This window comes from Ralstonia pickettii (assembly GCF_000607165.1).
In the GTDB taxonomy this organism is placed as follows: Bacteria; Pseudomonadota; Gammaproteobacteria; order Burkholderiales; family Burkholderiaceae; genus Ralstonia; species Ralstonia holmesii.
This window is the reverse complement of record NZ_JFZG01000024.1, coordinates 228,546-245,156: the sequence shown is the minus strand read 5'-3', so window position 1 is coordinate 245,156 and position 16,611 is coordinate 228,546. Positions and strand designations below refer to the sequence as shown.

General features: G+C 62.0%; 17 protein-coding genes. 8 read left to right on the top strand and 9 right to left on the bottom strand.

Annotation, left to right across the window (positions count from 1 at the left end; all coding sequences use genetic code 11):
• Positions 1-189: 189 nt before the first annotated feature.
• Positions 190-774 carry a TetR/AcrR family transcriptional regulator gene (locus BG83_RS0118720; protein WP_024978126.1) on the bottom strand — a complete coding sequence of 195 codons (585 nt, stop codon included), beginning with the start codon at positions 772-774 and terminating at the stop codon, positions 190-192.
• Between the two features lie 420 nt (positions 775-1,194).
• Between BG83_RS0118720 and BG83_RS0118710 the strand changes: the two genes are divergently transcribed.
• From BG83_RS0118710 to BG83_RS0118670, 8 genes are all read left to right on the top strand, one after another.
• Positions 1,195-1,788, top strand: coding sequence for a TetR/AcrR family transcriptional regulator (locus BG83_RS0118710; protein WP_024978124.1), 594 nt, complete (start codon positions 1,195-1,197; stop codon positions 1,786-1,788).
• A gap of 95 nt (positions 1,789-1,883) precedes the next feature.
• Positions 1,884-2,588 (top strand): SDR family oxidoreductase, encoded by a 705-nt coding sequence (locus BG83_RS0118705; RefSeq protein WP_024978123.1) that lies wholly within the window; start codon positions 1,884-1,886, stop codon positions 2,586-2,588.
• Positions 2,589-2,621: 33 nt separating this feature from the next.
• Positions 2,622-3,698, top strand: a complete 1,077-nt coding sequence (locus BG83_RS0118700; protein WP_024978122.1) for an alkene reductase — start codon at positions 2,622-2,624, stop codon at positions 3,696-3,698.
• A gap of 64 nt (positions 3,699-3,762) precedes the next feature.
• Entirely contained in the window at positions 3,763-4,764 is a 1,002-nt protein-coding gene (locus tag BG83_RS0118695) for an NADP-dependent oxidoreductase (RefSeq protein WP_024978121.1), read from the top strand.
• Positions 4,765-4,810: 46 nt separating this feature from the next.
• Positions 4,811-5,782 carry an alpha/beta fold hydrolase gene (locus tag BG83_RS0118690; protein ID WP_024978120.1) on the top strand — a complete coding sequence of 324 codons (972 nt, stop codon included), beginning with the start codon at positions 4,811-4,813 and terminating at the stop codon, positions 5,780-5,782.
• Positions 5,783-5,865: 83 nt separating this feature from the next.
• Complete coding sequence (locus BG83_RS0118685; protein ID WP_024978119.1) at positions 5,866-6,711, top strand: alpha/beta fold hydrolase; 846 nt, start codon at positions 5,866-5,868, stop codon at positions 6,709-6,711.
• Positions 6,712-6,834: 123 nt separating this feature from the next.
• Entirely contained in the window at positions 6,835-7,155 is a 321-nt protein-coding gene (locus BG83_RS0118680) for a helicase (RefSeq protein ID WP_235193222.1), read from the top strand.
• Between the two features lie 345 nt (positions 7,156-7,500).
• Positions 7,501-8,211, top strand: a complete 711-nt coding sequence (locus tag BG83_RS0118670) for a haloacid dehalogenase type II (protein WP_024978116.1) — start codon at positions 7,501-7,503, stop codon at positions 8,209-8,211.
• An 86-nt stretch (positions 8,212-8,297) separates the two neighbouring features.
• Here BG83_RS0118670 and BG83_RS0118665 read toward each other — a convergent pair whose 3' ends face one another.
• The 8 genes from BG83_RS0118665 to BG83_RS0118630 are packed head-to-tail and all read right to left on the bottom strand — an operon-like array spanning position 8,298 to position 16,578.
• Positions 8,298-8,690 carry a RidA family protein gene (locus BG83_RS0118665; RefSeq protein WP_024978115.1) on the bottom strand — a complete coding sequence of 131 codons (393 nt, stop codon included), beginning with the start codon at positions 8,688-8,690 and terminating at the stop codon, positions 8,298-8,300.
• Between the two features lie 13 nt (positions 8,691-8,703).
• Positions 8,704-9,135 (bottom strand): acyl-CoA thioesterase, encoded by a 432-nt coding sequence (locus tag BG83_RS0118660; protein ID WP_024978114.1) that lies wholly within the window; start codon positions 9,133-9,135, stop codon positions 8,704-8,706.
• On the bottom strand, positions 9,132-10,748 hold the full coding sequence (locus BG83_RS0118655) for an AMP-binding protein (protein WP_024978113.1): 1,617 nt from the start codon (positions 10,746-10,748) through the stop codon (positions 9,132-9,134). The genes BG83_RS0118660 and BG83_RS0118655 overlap by 4 nt, the downstream gene beginning before the upstream one ends.
• Positions 10,749-10,785: 37 nt before the next feature.
• Positions 10,786-11,961: an acyl-CoA dehydrogenase family protein gene (locus BG83_RS0118650; protein ID WP_024978112.1), complete on the bottom strand. Its 1,176-nt coding sequence runs from the start codon at positions 11,959-11,961 to the stop codon at positions 10,786-10,788.
• Between the two features lies 1 nt (position 11,962).
• Positions 11,963-12,814 (bottom strand): enoyl-CoA hydratase family protein, encoded by an 852-nt coding sequence (locus tag BG83_RS0118645; protein ID WP_024978111.1) that lies wholly within the window; start codon positions 12,812-12,814, stop codon positions 11,963-11,965.
• Positions 12,811-13,419, bottom strand: a complete 609-nt coding sequence (locus BG83_RS0118640; protein WP_024978110.1) for a MarR family winged helix-turn-helix transcriptional regulator — start codon at positions 13,417-13,419, stop codon at positions 12,811-12,813. Before BG83_RS0118640 ends, BG83_RS0118645 begins: the two co-directional genes overlap by 4 nt.
• A complete protein-coding gene (locus BG83_RS0118635) occupies positions 13,416-14,198 on the bottom strand; it encodes an SDR family NAD(P)-dependent oxidoreductase (protein ID WP_037032100.1) in 783 nt (260 codons plus the stop codon). The genes BG83_RS0118640 and BG83_RS0118635 overlap by 4 nt, the downstream gene beginning before the upstream one ends.
• A gap of 1 nt (position 14,199) precedes the next feature.
• Positions 14,200-16,578 carry a bifunctional salicylyl-CoA 5-hydroxylase/oxidoreductase gene (locus tag BG83_RS0118630; protein WP_024978108.1) on the bottom strand — a complete coding sequence of 793 codons (2,379 nt, stop codon included), beginning with the start codon at positions 16,576-16,578 and terminating at the stop codon, positions 14,200-14,202.
• Positions 16,579-16,611 lie beyond the last annotated feature (33 nt).

Sequence of the window (16,611 nt, the reverse complement as noted above, 5' to 3'; positions counted from 1 at the left end):
GCGATGGTCATCTGCCTACTCAACACGTACCCAATGCTGGTTGCGGGAAAAAAAAGATCTAGCCGCGCACTTCGAAAACGCTCCCCCGATCGAGAGGTTTGAGCCGAACACCGTAAACCTCGCCATTGATATGATATTTATCATATTTCGATCCAAAAAATATACTCCCGTCCGTGCCGGCGCGCCTTGTTAGACATCGCCGGCAGAAGTGACTTGCTTCAATGCAGCCGCAAGTAGCGCGTCGGAGAGCTTTGGGTCGTCGACAGCACGTGCAAGCGTCAACGTGCCGACCATCAGCGCCACGGTGACCAGTGCATGTTCGTGCGCACTCGGTTGCCCCCAATCTGGCAACTGCCGGGCAACAAGATCGATCATCTCCTTGATGCGACGCGTTGCGGCACGCCGGACCTCTGGTGCCTGACGCGGCATTTCGGAGGCGAGCGCGGCGGTTCCACAGCCGGTTTCCACACCCTCAACATGCTCTTTCGAGAGATAAGCTTGCGCCATCGCCCGCAGCACTTCCTGAGGTGGCGTGGTGGCAGCGATGTGCTCCATGAGCGCCACGCCCTCTGCTCCCGCCTGGTCGGCTGCCTCTGCAAGCATCGCTTCACGGGATTCGAAATGCGCGTAGAAACCTCCGTGCGTCAGCCCAGCATCCTTCATGATGTCGGCCACGCTAGTGCCGTTGTAGCCACTTCGTCTAATCGCGCGCGCGGCGGCCCCGACAATGCGCTGGTGGGTAACTTCTTTGGCAGTTGGGGTAGTTCTTTTCATATGATAAGCAGCATATTCGAATGCTGTGTCCAGTGCAAGCAGGCGTCTCGCTCGGCGCGGGCGACGTGGCCGCACGGAGATCGGCGAGCGAAGCCGAGCACCCCACGCTTTGCTGCAAAGACGTGCATGTAGATGCGACCCGGGCAACGTTGACCACGCAATCGGCGCTTGGGCCCGTGACCAGCACAACGAAGCTCAAGATCAATCCCCTGATCTCTCTGCAGTCCGTCGGTTATGAGTTCTGACTGCTGCCTGGTATCGGGCCGGCGCGATGCCGGCCAAGCGCACTTCACCTCACTACCTGCCGGCTGAGGCACCAGCCGGCGGCAACAGGCATGCCCAGCACACTGCACCACAAACTCACCTTGACAGTCGATTATCCGAAACATATGATGATCATCATATTTACGGTGCCAATCAATGAAGCCCACGTTCAACAGCCGCAAGAAGGACACGCACGAGCGCATCGTGGCTGCGGCTGCACACGTCATCCGCAGCCACGGCTACGCTGGGGTGAGCGTGGCAGAAGTGATGAAGAAGGCGGGATATACGCATGGCGGCTTCTACGCGCATTTCAAATCGCGCGATGCGCTGCTTGTGGAGGCGCTTGACTGCGCTAGCCAAGACATTGCTGCCGAAGCCGCGCGTGTGGCTCGTCTGCGCGCTGGCACGGGCGCTAGCGAATTTCGCTGTCTTGTCGAAGCTTATCTGGCTGATCAATACCTTGGCACGTTGGAGAACGGCTGCCCGATCGCAGCGCTTGCCGCCGAAATGCCACGGCAGTCGCAAGCTGTGCGTGGAGCGTCTATGGCCAGGGTGCACCAACTCATCGCAGCAGTACGTTCAACACTTCCCGAATCGTACCGCGCGATGGCGAGCGTGATTACAGGCTCGCTAGTCGGCACGTTGCAACTTGCCCGTGCCCTGGGTGACACCCCGCAGGGGCGAGAAGTGCTCTCGGCGGCCCGTGAATCGCTCCTCCGACTCTACGACACATCTGTACCTGCTCACTGAAATACTCGACCGTTTTCAGGTCAACATTTTTGCTCGCCCACAAATATGATAATCATCATATTTATGACCAATCCGGCTTACCAAAGGAGCCTCTCTTGAAAATTGAAAACGCTGTTGTTCTGATCACCGGCGCCAACCGCGGCATTGGTCTCGCCTTCGCACGCGCGTTGTTGGCCCGTGGCGCCCGCAAGGTGTACGCCGGCGCGCGCGACCCATCGACGATCACACAAGCGGACGTGGAGCCGCTGCAACTGGATGTCACCAAGCCTGCAGAAGTTGCGGCGGCCGCTGCGCATGCCCGCGACGTGACGCTGGTGATCAACAACGCTGGCATTGCGCAACCGGGAGGCTTTCTCGCGCACGACAGTGAGGAAGTCTCTCGCCGACTGTTCGAGACCAACGTCTTCGGCATGCTGCGGATGAGCAAGGCCTTCGCACCAGTGCTCCAGGTCAATGGTGGAGGTGCACTTCTCAATGTGTTGTCTGTGGCTTCGTGGGTGAATAGGGGCGAGCTGGCCGCCTATTCGGCCAGCAAGTCGGCAGCATGGTCACTCACCAATGCGCTGCGTCATGAGTTGGCAGCGCAGAAAACGCAGGTCCTGGGCTTGCATATGGCCTACGTCGATACCGACCTTACTCGCGGCATCGACAGCCCGAAGAGCAGCCCTGAGGACATCGTCCAGCATGCACTTGACGGCCTCGAAGCCGGCCTTGACGAAGTTCTGGCCGATGCACTGACGCAGCAGGTGAGGCAAAGCCTGGGGGCACCACGTCCCCTCTACCTTCCCCAAGCCTCCTAAGCCCCTGCCCCTCAATCGAAACAAAGGCTCATCATGCTTTTTGAACCGCTCACCGCTCCGTTCCTGAACCTGGGTAACCGGACCGTCATGGCACCGATGACGCGCAATCGGGCCGTCGAAGCCAATACACCCAATGCGCTGATGGCGGAGTACTACGCTCAGCGCGCGTCGGCCGGCCTGATCGTTACGGAAGGTACATCGCCATCGCCCAACGGTCTGGGCTACGCGCGCATTCCGGGACTCTTCAACGAGGCGCAGGTGCGCGGATGGCAGTTAGTCACGGACGCTGTGCATGCACGGGGCGGCAAGATCTTCGTGCAGCTCATGCACACCGGGCGCGTAGGCCATGTCGCCAACCTGCCGGTAGGCGCCGAAGTCCTCGGCCCGATGGGCAGTGCCTGCCCTGGTGAAATACACACCGATGCACAGGGTATGCAGCCGCATAGCACTCCGCAGGCAATGTCTCTCATCGATCTGAGCGCGGTGATCGACGAATACGTGCATTCGGCGCGGCTTGCCGTTGAAGCAGGTTTCGATGGCGTGGAACTGCACGCTGCAAATGGTTACCTGATCGAGCAGTTCCTGAACGGCAACGTGAACCAGCGCACCGATGCATACGGCGGCAGCGCTGGTGGCCGCAACCGCCTCGCACTTGAGATTGCACGCGCTACGGCAGACGCCATTGGCGCAGACCGCATCGGGATTCGACTATCCCCGTATGGTGTCTTCAACAGCACAGGTCCTTTCCCTGACGTCGACGCGCAGTATCTGGCGCTGGTTCGTGAGCTGTCGACACTCGGTCTGCTCTACGTTCATCTGCTGGATCACTCCGCAATGGGCGCACCTGCGGTGCCTGCAGCATTCAAATCTCAACTGCGTAAGGCATTTGACGGCTTGTTCATTCTCGCAGGCGGATTCGATCGGGCCAGCGCCGAGAAGGCGCTCTCAGACAAGCACGCCGACCTCATTGCCTTTGGCCGACCATTCCTGGCCAATCCGGACCTGGTAGCCCGCCTGCAGGCTGCTGGGCCGCTGAATCCCGTCGACACGTCCAGCCTCTACACGCCCGGCGCTGAAGGCTATATCGACTACCCCACACTCGCTGGCTGATTGACCGGCAACGACCATGACCATAGCCAAGCAAACGCTCGCGCAGCATCACCCCGGAAACATGATGAAGGCATTTATCGTCGATCGATATGGGAGCAAGACCGGCCTGCGATTCGGCGAGGTACCGATTCCAGAACCGCGCGAAGACGAAGTTCTGGTCCAAGTTCATGCTGCGGGCGTGAACCTGCTCGACTCTAAGATCGCAAGCGGAGAGTTCAAGCTCATCCTGCCCTACCGCCTACCGTTCGTCATGGGTCACGACGTCGCAGGCGTGGTGGTCAAAGTCGGGGCTCAAGTACGGCAGTTCAAAGTTGGCGACGAGGTCTACTCCCGGCCGGAGGATTTTCGAATTGGCGCCTTCGCCGAGTACATCGCGATTCGAGAAAGTTCGCTGGCGCTCAAGCCCAAGACACTCACCATGGAAGAAGCCGCTTCCGTTCCGCTGGTGGGGCTAACTGCATGGCAGGCGCTGGTCGAGAAAGCAAAGCTGAAGAAAGGGCAAAGGGTCTTCATTCAAGCGGGCTCGGGAGGCGTCGGAACATTCGCTATCCAGTTGGCCAAGCATCTTGGTGCAACGGTGGCGACAACAACAAGCACGGCCAATGTTGGGTTGGTGAAGAGCCTTCATGCAGATGTCGTCATCGACTACAAAAAGCAGGACTTCGAGAACATCTTGCGCGACTACGACGTGGTCCTGAACAGTCAAGACGGCAAGACACTCAACAAATCCCTCCACCTGCTCAAGGGCGGCGGAAAACTCATCTCCATCTCCGGGCCACCTGACCCGGAATTCGCCAAAGAAATTGGGGCGCCCTGGTTCGTCAAGTTGTTCGCGCGAATGCTCAGCGCCGGTATCAGACGAAAAGCGAAACGCCGCGGAATCAACTTTTCGTTCCTGTTCATGAAGGCAGCTGGAGACCAGTTGCGCGAGATCACGCGTCTGATTGATGCGGGGAATATCCACCCCGTGGTGGATCGAGTCTTTCCATTCGAGTCGACCAACGAGGCCATGGCCTACGTCGAAACCGGGCGAGCGAAGGGAAAGGTCGTCGTGAAGATCAAATAGCCGCCACTGCCCCGTTTCGAATGCCCGGATCCTGGAGATCAATGCAATGCGTCATCTACTGAAAACAAGCCTGCTCGGACTCGCTCTGGCAGCAACACTCATTTCATCCACGGCGAGAGCCGCTGATTCCCCGTCGGCCGGGGCGCAGATGACCCCGCCGCTGGCAATGCAGGCACAAGAGGTCAGTTGGAAGACGGTGCCAACGCAAACCATCACTGCAGGCGGAGTGGATTTTGCATACCGGGAGCTCGGCAGGCAGCACGGTGGCACGCCGGTGGTGTTTCTTGCCCACTTGGCGGCTGTGCTCGACAACTGGGATCCTCGCGTCGTAGACGGCTTTGCGGCTGCGCATCACGTTGTCACTTTCGACAATCGCGGGGTGGGGGCTTCCAGTGGCACGCCGTCGAAGTCGATTGAGGAAATGGCTGACGACGCCATCGCCTTCATCAAGGCGATGGGGTTCAAGCAAGTGGATCTCTTCGGCTTCTCGATGGGCGGGATGATCGCCCAGGAAATCGCGCTGAAGGAGCCCCAGCTCGTTCGTAAAATGATACTCGCGGGCACAGGGCCCGCTGGCGGCGAAGGCATCAGCACGGTTTCCGGCGTGACGTTCTACGACATGGCGCGAGGCTTCTTCACCGGCCAGGATCCGAAGCAGTACCTCTTCTTCACCCGCACACCAAACGGCATCGAGGCAGGAAAGGCATTCCTGGAGCGGCTGAAGGAGCGCTCGGAGAACCGCGACAAGGAGATCAGCGTCACCGCGTTCCTGGCTCAGTTGGAGGCACTGCGCGTCTGGGGGCTGAAAGAGCCAGCGGATCTGTCAGTCGTGAAGATTCCCGTGTTCGTTGTCAACGGCGAAAGTGACCGGATGGTACCGAGCAAGAACTCGCAAGACCTTGCACGGCGCCTACCGAACAGCAGCCTCCTCATCTATCCCGATTCCGGCCATGGCGCGGTGTTCCAGTATTACGCCGACTTTGTGCCCAAGGCACTCGAGTTTCTTGACAGCCACTGAAACCAACTCGCATTCCGGCTCGCAATCGCAGTGGTCGACCATGCCGAACACGCGGTCTTCCGATTCAACGCGGAGATACCAATATGACTGACACCCACCTCACCGCTCCTACGCGCTTCGTTGAGGTCGAAGGCGCTCGCTTCGCCTACCGCCGTTGGGGTAACCCGACGAGTGGCCAGCCGCCGCTATTCTTTCTCCAGCACTTCCGGGGCGGCATGGATCACTGGGACCCGCTCATGACCGATGGTCTGGCAGCAGGGCGCGAAGTCATCCTCTACAACGGTCGTGGCATCGCATCGTCTTCGGGCACGCCACGCACGCGAATTGAGCATATGGCCGACGATGCCGCCGCGGCCATACGCGCACTCGGCCTCGGTAAGGTCGATGTTCTGGGCTTTTCACTCGGTGGTTTTCAGGCTCAGGACCTGACGCGTCGGCATCCCGATCTGGTGCGCAAGCTCATGCTGCTCGGCACTGGGCCCCGCGGAGGAAATCCGGATTCAGATCCCCGTGTGCTGGAGGTTGCACCGCGACCGGTACCCACGGTGGAAGACTTCCTGTTCTTGTTCTTCGGCCGGTCAGAAACGGCACAACAGGCCGGGCGCGATTTCTGGGAGCGCCGTCACCAGCGTGTGGACCAAGACCCACCCAGTTCCCCGGCAGTCACGCAGGCCCAAGTCGAGGCAAATATGTACTTCCTGCCAAAACTCGATCTCAACGCGCCCTTTGCTCACTTGCATGAGATCAAGCAGCCGACGTTCATCCTAAACGGCGCGAATGACGTGATGATCCCGACAATCAACTCGTGGCACATGGCTCAGAACATTCCGAACGCACAGTTGTTTATTTATCCGGACGCTGGTCATGCAGCCCAGTTCCAGTACCCCCACAGATTTCTGAAGCATGCCATCCAGTTCTTGGACGAATAATGCACGAAACGCGACATGGAACCCGCTTGACCATGCTTGGTTTCGCAAAAATAAGCAAACCATATCACCATGATTAAATTTAAATTCCTTCTGTGGGCACTATCGAGGCTGCTAAAGAGGGCCGTGAATAAAGACCCCGCGTGTGCCGACTACGTCAGCGCGAAAGATCTAACATTTCAGATCAGAACACTGGATGGGATCGGGCGTTATTTCATCATTAGGAATGGAAAAATCAATTCCAATTCAGGCTTAACCAACAGCCCGAAGTTCACGATGACATTCAGAGACGCCGCCAAAGGCTTTGCAATTCTCTCCGCAAAGGATTCTAAAGATGCATTTCTGACGGCGCTACACCGGCAAGATCTCGATATCAGTGGAGATTTTCTCGAGGTGATGTGGTTTCAGGGACTCACTGAATACCTGAAGCCCGCAAAACAGCCATAACGGCAATTGAAGCCCGGCCACACAGAGATGGCGCAAGCTATATCTTTTGCAAAGACTGATGAGAGGAGAGAACCTTGTCCAACCTGGTAGAAAAAGATTGCGATGCAACGTATTCTGAGGAGCAAGCGGACCTGTTCAAAAGCTGGGTCAAGCATTTCGGAGCGGTTGACGCAAAGGAACTCGACCTTGGGGTGCTAACCGCAATCCACGAGCTGGTCGTGAACCACTTGCCTCCGAGCACCCCTCCGGGCCAAGAGCTATCGTCTGCGTCTGTGGACTAGATCGAATCTTCCAACGCGAACTTCGCGAGAGTTCGTCGCACATAGTCACGAGGTGAGCAACGTTATGAACCGCGCCATGGCCGATCACATCAAAATCCTCGCTTTTGACGTGTTTGGGACAGTCGTTGACTGGCACCAAGGCGTTATGCGCGAAGTCCGCTCGATGAACCTCGGCGTGGACCCGGACAAGTTTGCGCTAGCCTGGCGCGCCGGATACATGCCGGCTATGCAGAAGGTAATGTCTGGCCAGCTCGACTGGACGTCGATCGACGATCTTCACAGAATGATTCTCGATGACCTTCTGGATACGTTTCATGTGACGCATCTGAACGAAGGTCAGAAGCGCTATTTGAACAAGGCTTGGCATCGTTTGGATGCGTGGCCGGATGCGGTGGCAGGTCTGACGAGACTGAAGTCGCGGTACACCATCTGCACGTTATCGAACGGCAATATTGGATTGCTTACCAATATGGCTAAACGCGCTGCACTGCCTTGGGATTGCATCCTATCGGCGGAAGTTTTTCGCAAGTACAAGCCCGATCCAGCGACATACCTAGGTGTCGCTCAAGTCTTCGATGTGACTCCAGACGAAGTCATGCTCGTGGCAGCCCACCAAGATGACCTGGCTCATGCCAGAGCGGCAGGGCTAAGGACCGCCTATATCGAAAGGCCGATGGAATATGGACCATCTCGGCAAAAGGATGTCTCCGCGCACCCGGATAACACCTTTCATGCCAAGGATCTGATCGAGCTGGCAAGCCTTCTCAACTGTTGAGCGGCGCCCTCAGCTGGCTCACAGATAAGATCGGCTCACGGCCGAGTGCGGACTTTTTTGTGTGCCGTCAGTGGTGCCAAAAACGACTAATCCGGCACCACCGCCGTCACCTCAATCTCTACCTTGGCCCGATCCTCCACCAGCGCCACCACCTCCACCGCCGTCATCGCAATGCTGAAGCTGCCGATCAGTTCTCGGAACGCCTTGCCGATCTCGGGGTAGGCCGCCACGTACGCCTTCTTGTCGGTCACGTACCACGTCATGCGCACGATGTGCTCGGGCTTGGCATCACCGGCGGCAAGTACCTCGACGATGTTCTGCAATGCCTGGCGGACCTGCCCGGCCAGGTCGTCCGTATGGAACACGCCCTGCGCGTCCCAGCCGATCATGCCGGCCACGAACACCATGCGCCCGCGCGCGGACACACCATTGGCATAGCCCTTGGGGCGCGGCCAGTTAGGGGGGAGGAGTACTTCCATGATGCGATTCCTTCTAGTTCGATTGCGACTGTTGAACGCTCGCCTCGATCGCCTGCCGCACATCGGGCGGCATCGGCATCGCGCGATGCGTATTGAGATCGGTAAACACCAGCACCTGCTGTGAGCGCACGCGCTGTTCGTCACCCGCCCAGCAATCCAGGCCTAACGTGAGCGACGCATTGCCCAGCCGCTCCAGCTTCAACTTGAACTGCACGTCGTCGCCCATGCGGCTGATGGCGCTGAACTCGCAATGCAGCTTGACGATGGGCAGGCCGATGCGGCGCGGCCCCAGCATCTGCGCATACGAGATGCCCAGTCCGTCGGTAAACCAGTCTTCGACCAGCCCGTTGAACAGCACGAGGTACTGCGGAAAATAGACGATGCCGGCTGGGTCGCAATGCGCAAAGCGGATACGCGCGGCACGTTCGAAGTGGTAGCCGCTCATGATTTGTCGTGCTCCCGCAGGCGGTAGCGCAGCAGCTTGCCGACTTCACTGCGCGGCAGGCTCGTACGAAACTCGATGGCGCGCGGGTACTTGTACGGCGCCACGGTCTGCTTCACGAAATCCTGCAGCGTCTTGACCATCTCCGGCCCCGCCGTGTGGCCTGGGTGCAATACAACGAAGGCCTTGACGATCTGCCCGCGCTCGTCATCGGGCTCGCCGATCACGCCGCACTCGGCCACCGCGGGGTGCTGCATCAGCGCGTCTTCCACCTCGGGCGCGGCAATGTTGTAGCCCGACGAGATGATCATGTCGTCGGTGCGCGAGTGGTAGTGGAAGTAGCCTTCCTCGTCCATCACGTAGGCATCCCCCGTGAGGTTCCAGCCGTTGCGCACGTAGGCGCGCTGGCGGTCATCGGCCAGGTAGCGGCAACCGGTCGGGCCCTGGACTGCCAGGCGGCCCACCGTGCCCGGGGGCACGGGGTTACCGGCGTCGTCCACAACCTGCGCGACATAGCCGAGGACGGCCTTGCCGGTAGCGCCGGGGCGCACGTCGGCGTCAGCGGCGGAGATGAAGATATGCAGCATCTCGGTCGCGCCAATGCCGTCGATCAGCTCGATGCCGGTGGCGTTCTTCCACAGCGTGCGTGTGGCAACCGGCAGCGCCTCGCCCGCTGATACACAGCGGCGCAGCGGCGTGGCACGCAGCTCGTCTCCGCGCGCCGCGATGTTGCGGTACGTGGTCGGGGCCGTGAACAGCACCGTCGCGCCAAACGCGCGGATGCCATCGACCAGATCGTTCGGCGATGCCTTCTCCAGCAGCACCGTCGATGCACCCACGCTCATCGGAAACAGCAGCAGGCCGCCGAGCCCGAACGTAAACGCCATCGGCGGGCTGCCGATGAAGATGTCGTCCGCGCGCGGCTGCAGCACATGCGGCGGCCAGCACGCGCAAATGGCGAGGATGTCGCGATGAAAATGCATTGTCGCTTTCGGCACGCCCGTCGTGCCCGACGTGAAGGCGAGCAGGCATGTGTCATCTGCAGCCGTGTCGACGTTGGTGAAGGTGGCTGGCTGGCGCGCCATGGCGGCCTCCAGCCCTTCCGGCGTGTCATCGTGAAAACACAGCGTCTGCACGGGCTTGGCGGCTTGCGCTACGGCATCGCGTAGCTCGTCGACGAGCCGCGCATCGCACAGTGCGAAGCCGATCTCAGCCTTGCCCAGAATCTGCCCCAGCTCTTTGGCGCGCAGCAGCGGCATGGTCGTCACGGCAATGGCGCCCACTTTCATCACGGCAAACCAGCAGGCGGCCAGCATCGGGCTGTTGGGCGAGCGCAGCAGCACGCGGTTGCCCGGCACCACGCCCATCTCGTTGACCAGCACGTTGGCGATGCGGTTGGCGTGCGCCTGCAGGTCGGCATACGTCCAGCGGATGCCGGGCGCCTGGATGCAGAGGCGGCCGCCCTCGCCTGCAGCAACACGGCGGTCGAGCAGTTCGGTTGCACAGTTAAGCTGCGGCGGAAACTGCAGCGCCGGCAGGTCGAAGCGGTACACCGGTTGCAGCTCCGCCGGCGGCAGCCGGTCGCGGGCGAAGGTGTCGATATGGGCGCTGGGCATGGAGAACTCTCCGTCTCTGTCGTGGACGTGGGCGTGTTCAGGGCTTGGGGGGCGCCGCCGCGCGCAGCAATTCGCGCGCGATGATGAGTTGCTGCACCTCGGTCGCCCCTTCATAGATGCGCAGCGAGCGGATCTCGCGATACAGGCGCTCCACCGGCTGCTCGCTCACCACACCCAGGCCACCCCACATCTGCACGGCGGCGTCGATCACCTGCTGCGCGTTCTCGGTGGCGGTCAACTTGGCCATGGCGGCCTCGCGCGTCACGTTGCGGCCCTGGTCGCGCTGCCATGCGGCGCGGTACGTCAGCAGCGCAGCGCTGTCGATGGCGGTCGCCATCTGCGCGAGCTTGGCCTGCGTCAGTTGGAAATCGGCCAGCACGCCGCTGAACATCTTGCGGGTGGTGGCGCGCGCGAGCGCTTCGTCCAACGCACGGCGCGCAAAGCCCAGCGCGGCCGCTGCCACCGACGTGCGGAACACATCCAGCGTGCGCATCGCCACCTTGAAGCCCTCGCCTGCCGCGCCCACGCGCTGGCTGGCCGGAACGCGGCAATTGGTAAAGCGCAGGCGCGCGAGCGGGTGCGGTGCAATCACGTTGATGCGCTCTGCAATCTCAAAGCCTGGCGTACCAGCCTCGACGATGAACGCACTGATGCCGCGCGAGCCCGGCGCCTCGCCGGTGCGGGCAAACACGACGTAGAAGTCGGCGATGCCGCCATTGGAAATCCACGTCTTCTCGCCGTCGAGCACGTAATCCGTGCCGTCTTCACGCGCGGCGCAAGCCATGGCCGCAACATCGGAGCCGGCATCAGGTTCGGACAGCGCAAATGCAGAGATCGCCTCACCACGCGCCACCTTCGTCAGATAGCGCTCGCGCTGCTCGGGCGTGCCGTGCAACGAGATGGCGCCCGAGCCCAGCCCCTGCATCGCAAAAGCAAAGTCGGCCAGGCCGGAATGGCGCGCCAGCGTCTCGCGGATCAGGCAAATGGCGCGCGTGTCGATAGTCTCACCCGCACCGCCGTGCGCCGTGCCGCCCACGGCGTGGCGCAGCCAGCCGGCTTGCCCGAGCGATTTGACCAGCGCGCGGCATTCGGCATCCACATCGGCGCCGTGGTCATGCGGGATGTGCTTCGTGGCCCAGGCGTCCAGCTCGGCTTCAAGCTGGCAGTGCTTGTCGTCAAAGAAGGGCCATAGCAAATAGTCCTTGTCGCTCATCTCAGTTGCCCTCGAATACCGGTTTCTGCTTGGCGACGAACGCGTGGTAGGCGCGCGAGAAGTCTTCGGTCAACATGCAGATGGCCTGTGCCTGGGCTTCGGCCTCGATCGCCTGCTCGATCGTCATCGTCCATTCCTGATGCAGCATCGTCTTGGTGATGCCGTTGGCAAAGGTCGGGCCGGCGGCCAGGTCGGCGGCCAAGGCTTGCGCTTGGCTCCGCACCTCGGCCGGTTCGCACAGACGGTTGAAGAAGCCCCAGCGCTCGCCCTCTTCGCCGCTCATCGAGCGGCCGGTATAGAGCAACTCGCTCGCGCGGCCCTGGCCGATGATGCGCGGCAGGATCGCGCAGGCGCCCATGTCGCAGCCGGCCAGGCCGACGCGGTTGAAGAGGAACGCCGTCTTGCTGCGCGCGGTGCCCAGGCGCAGGTCGGAAGACATCGCCAGGATGGCGCCTGCGCCGGCGCATACGCCGTCCACAGCGGCGACGATGGGCTGCGGGCACGCACGCATCGCCTTCACCAGCTCGCCCGTCATGCGCGTGAACATCAGCAGCTCGGGCGCCTTCAGTTGCACCAGCGGGCCGATGATCTCGTGCACGTCGCCGCCGGAGCAGAAGTTGTCGCCCGCGCCTGCCAGCACGATGGCCTTGACGTCATCCGCCCACTTGAGCTGATGGAACAGGTCGCGCAGCTCGGCATACGAATCGAACGTGAGCGGGTTCTTGCGTTCGGGCCGGTTGAGCGTGATGGTGGCAACGCCGCCTTCCACGCTCCACAGGAAATGCTTGGCTTGATAACCCGCCAGCGGGCGGCGGTTGCCGGCCAGCAGGGCCGGGTCAATGCGGTCGGTCATGGTTTGGTCGGGTTCGTTTGGGGTTGATCGTCGCGGGCGTCCAGCTCGGCCTCACGCTGTGCAAGGTGCACGCGCAGGTGGCCGAGCTGCGCATACAGCGCGTCTTTGTTGGCAACGCCAAGGCCATCGAACATCTCGATCAGCCAGCGTTCATGCTCGGCAGCCATTTCGGCAAAGTGGCGGCGGCCGGCGTCGGTCAGCAGCACGCGAAAGGACCGGCGATCATCCGGATCCGCCTCGCGTTTGACAAGCCCTTCCTTCTCCAACTGGTCGGTCAGGCCGGTGACGTTGCCGCCCGTCACCATCAGGTAGCGCGACAGCACGTTCATGCGCAGGCCGTCCGGATGCCGGTCGAGTTGCGCCAGATAGTCGAAGCGCGGCAGCGTGGTGTTGAAGCGCGTGCGCAGACGCTGGCGGATCTGCTGCTCGATCTGCGTGCTGCAGGCCAGCAGGCGCAGCCAGATCTTCACGTCCATGTGGTCGTCGACATGCGCGCGGGCCTCCAGGCCGATGCGTTCATCGCCCAGCGCTTGCGCCACGGCGTGGTAGCCGGAGGTACTGGATGGACGTACTGCGGCCAAAGCGGTCTTGCGCGGCTTGCTCACATCACCTCCCCGCCAGACACCGAGATCGCCTGCCCCGTGATGGAAGACGCGCCATCGGAGCACAGCCACGCCACGGCGTTCGCCACTTCGTCGGGCGTGATCAGCCGGCCTTGCGGGTTGCCCTTCACCAGCTCGGCCAGCGCTTGGTCTGCGCTGCGTCCGGTGCGGGCGACGATGCGGTCGATGCTCTCGCGCACGATGTCGGTTTCCGTATAGCCGGGGCACACTGCGTTGACGGTGACACCGCGCGCCGCCAGTTCCAGCGCGAGCGAGCGCGTGAGGCCGATCACGCCATGCTTGGCAGCCACATACGCCGAGACATACGCATAACCGCGTTGCCCCGCCGTGCTGGCAATGTTGACGATGCGACCACGGCCCGACGCCTGCACATCTGCCAGCGCCGCCTGCGTGCACAGGAACGTGCCCGTCAGGTTGACGGCCAGCATGCGTTGCCATTGAGCAAGCGTGGTCTTCGCAAACGGTGCGCTCTCCGCCTGCCCCGCGTTGTTGACGAGGATGGAAATGGCACCAAGCCCTGCGCGCGCGGATTCGAATGCCGCTGACACACTCGCTTCATCGCTCACGTCGCACGTCACCACCTGTGCGCGGGCGCTGTCAGGCAACGTCCTGGCGGTGGCTTCCAGCACGTCGGGGTTACGGCCCATCAGCGTGAGCGTGGCGCCGTGCGCTGCGAGTTGCTTGGCAATCGCAGCGCCAATCCCGCGCCCTGCGCCGGTAACGACGGCGTGGTGTCCAGCGAGCATCGCAGGCATCGTCATCTCAGACCCCCTGCATGCGGTTGGCCTGCTCCAGCGGCGACAGCCCTGCCGCCTGCGCCGCCATTGCACGCTCGCGCTCCAGGTTGCGCTCCAACTGCAGCTTGCCCGCGCGGTACTGCTTGGGCCACGGCATGTCGAGATAGCCAATGCGGGCGGCTTCGTTCAGCGTCCAGGCCGGGTTGGCCAGGTGCGGACGCGCCACAGCGCACAGGTCGGCACGGCCGGCAGCGATGATGCTGTTGACGTGGTCCGCCTCGGAGATGGCGCCCACGGCAATGGTGGCGATGCCCGCCTCATTGCGCACGCGGTCGGCAAAGGGCGTCTGGAACATGCGGCCGTACACCGGCTGTTCTTTCTTGCTGACCTGGCCCGACGAGCAATCGATCATGTCCGCGCCTGCGGCCTTGAAGATGCGCGCGATCTCCACCGCATCGTCCGGCGTGATACCGCCTTCCACCCAGTCGTGCGCGGAAATGCGCACCGACATCGGCTTGTTGCTCGGCCACACCTCACGCACCGCGTGAAACACTTCCAGCGGAAAACGCAGCCGGTTTTCCAGCGAGCCGCCATATTCGTCGTTGCGCTGGTTCGTTAGCGGCGAGATGAACGACGACAGCAGATAGCCGTGCGCGCAGTGCAGCTCCAGCCAGTCGAACCCGGCGTCTGCCGCCAGCCGCGCCGAATGGATAAAGTCGTCACGCACGCGGTCCATGTCGTCACGCGTCATGGCGTGCGACCACTGGCTCACGCCATCCAGATACTGCTGTGGCGATGCGGAGATCAGCGGCCAGTTCTGCCCGTTTTCCAGCGGCAGATCGATGCCCTCCCACGCCACGCGCGTCGAGCCCTTGGCACCCGCGTGGCCGAGCTGGATGCCGAGCTTCGCATCGCTGTTGGCATGCACGAACTGCACGATGCGCGCCCAGCCATCGCGGTGTTCGGTGTTCCACAAACCCGGGCAGCCCGGGGTGATGCGCGCATCGGGCGATACGCAGGTCATTTCGGCCATCACCAAGCCCGCACCGCCCATGGCGCGGGCGCCCAGGTGCACAAGGTGGTAGTCCGCCGGTTGGCCGTCTTCGCACGAGTACTGCGCCATGGGCGACACCACCACGCGGTTCTTGAGCGTGACGCCACGCACCGTGAACGGCGTGAACATCGGCGGCACCGGGCCGTGCTGCGGGCCGCGCGGTGCGCCGGCCTGCTCGGCAATCCAATCTTCAAACGATTCGAGATAGCGCTTGTCGCGCTGGCGCAGGTTTTCGTGGCTGATGCGCTGGCTGCGCGTGAGCAACGAATACGCAAATTGCTCGGTCGGCAGGTTGGCGTAGCGGTCTACGTTTTCAAACCACTCGGTCGAGTTGCGCGCCGCGTTCTGGATGCGCAGCACTTCCACGCTGCGCACCGCCTCGTAGTGCTCAAGCGCGGCACGCAAATCGCCAGGGTGCTGGCCGATGCTACGCGCCAGTTCAATCGAGTCTTCCAGCGCCAGCTTGGTCCCGGAGCCGATCGAGAAATGCGCCGTGTGGGCGGCGTCACCCATCAGCACCACCGGCGTGTTGTGCGCATTGGTATGCACCCAGTGCCGGCAAACCACACGCGGAAACCGAATCCACTGCGCCGAGCCCCGCAGGTGCGTGGCGTTGGAAATCAGCTTGTTGCCGTCGAGATACTTGGCGAAGAGGCGCTCGCAATAGGCGATGGCGTCTTCCTTCTCCATGGTCTCCAGCCCGGCGGCGCGCCATACCTCTTCGGGCGCCTCGACAATGAAGGTGGAAGTCTCGTCGTCAAAGCGGTACGCATGCGCCTGGAACCAGCCGTGCTCGGTTTCTTCAAACGCAAAGGTGAAGGCGTCGAACAGCTTGTGCGTGCCCAGCCAGACAAAGCGGCAGCGGCGCGTGTCGATATCGGGTTGATACGTCGCTGCGTACTTGGTGCGAATGCGGCTGTTCAGGCCGTCGCTGGCAATGATGAGATCCGCATCGGCATAGGTGCCATCGTTTTCCAAATCCTTGTCCTGCACGTCGGTTTCGAAGACGAGCTTGACGCCCTCTTCCTCGCAGCGCGCCTGCAGGATGTTCAGCAGGCGCTTGCGCCCGATGCCGCAGAAGCCGTGGCCGCCCGAGCGCACCACCTGGCCGCGGATGTGGACTTCAATGTCGTCCCAGTGGTTGAAGGCGTCGAGGATCTGCGCGGCGCTCTTGGCGTCGGCGCGCTGCAGGTTGCCCAGCGTCTGGTCGGAGAACACCACGCCCCAGCCGAAGGTGTCATACGGGCGGTTGCGCTCCACCACGGTGATGTCGTGCGACGGGTCCTGCAACTTCATCAGCAGGGCAAAGTACAGGCCAGCCGGCCCACCACCAATACAGACAATCTTCATGACAACGGCTCCGCGTTCGATGCGGTATTACAT

Bases quoted from the DNA above. Each gene is read 5' to 3' on its own strand.
- BG83_RS0118720 (WP_024978126.1), bottom strand. From the start codon at position 774: ATGAAAAGAACTACCCCAACTGCCAAAGAAGTTACCCACCAGCGCATT.
- BG83_RS0118710 (WP_024978124.1), top strand. From the start codon at position 1,195: ATGAAGCCCACGTTCAACAGCCGCAAGAAGGACACGCACGAGCGCATC.
- BG83_RS0118700 (WP_024978122.1), top strand. From the start codon at position 2,622: ATGCTTTTTGAACCGCTCACCGCTCCGTTCCTGAACCTGGGTAACCGG.
- BG83_RS0118695 (WP_024978121.1), top strand. From the start codon at position 3,763: ATGAAGGCATTTATCGTCGATCGATATGGGAGCAAGACCGGCCTGCGA.
- BG83_RS0118690 (WP_024978120.1), top strand. From the start codon at position 4,811: ATGCGTCATCTACTGAAAACAAGCCTGCTCGGACTCGCTCTGGCAGCA.
- BG83_RS0118685 (WP_024978119.1), top strand. From the start codon at position 5,866: ATGACTGACACCCACCTCACCGCTCCTACGCGCTTCGTTGAGGTCGAA.
- BG83_RS0118670 (WP_024978116.1), top strand. From the start codon at position 7,501: ATGAACCGCGCCATGGCCGATCACATCAAAATCCTCGCTTTTGACGTG.
- BG83_RS0118665 (WP_024978115.1), bottom strand. From the start codon at position 8,690: ATGGAAGTACTCCTCCCCCCTAACTGGCCGCGCCCCAAGGGCTATGCC.
- BG83_RS0118660 (WP_024978114.1), bottom strand. From the start codon at position 9,135: ATGAGCGGCTACCACTTCGAACGTGCCGCGCGTATCCGCTTTGCGCAT.
- BG83_RS0118655 (WP_024978113.1), bottom strand. From the start codon at position 10,748: ATGCCCAGCGCCCATATCGACACCTTCGCCCGCGACCGGCTGCCGCCG.
- BG83_RS0118650 (WP_024978112.1), bottom strand. From the start codon at position 11,961: ATGAGCGACAAGGACTATTTGCTATGGCCCTTCTTTGACGACAAGCAC.
- BG83_RS0118645 (WP_024978111.1), bottom strand. From the start codon at position 12,814: ATGACCGACCGCATTGACCCGGCCCTGCTGGCCGGCAACCGCCGCCCG.
- BG83_RS0118635 (WP_037032100.1), bottom strand. From the start codon at position 14,198: ATGACGATGCCTGCGATGCTCGCTGGACACCACGCCGTCGTTACCGGC.
- BG83_RS0118630 (WP_024978108.1), bottom strand. From the start codon at position 16,578: ATGAAGATTGTCTGTATTGGTGGTGGGCCGGCTGGCCTGTACTTTGCC.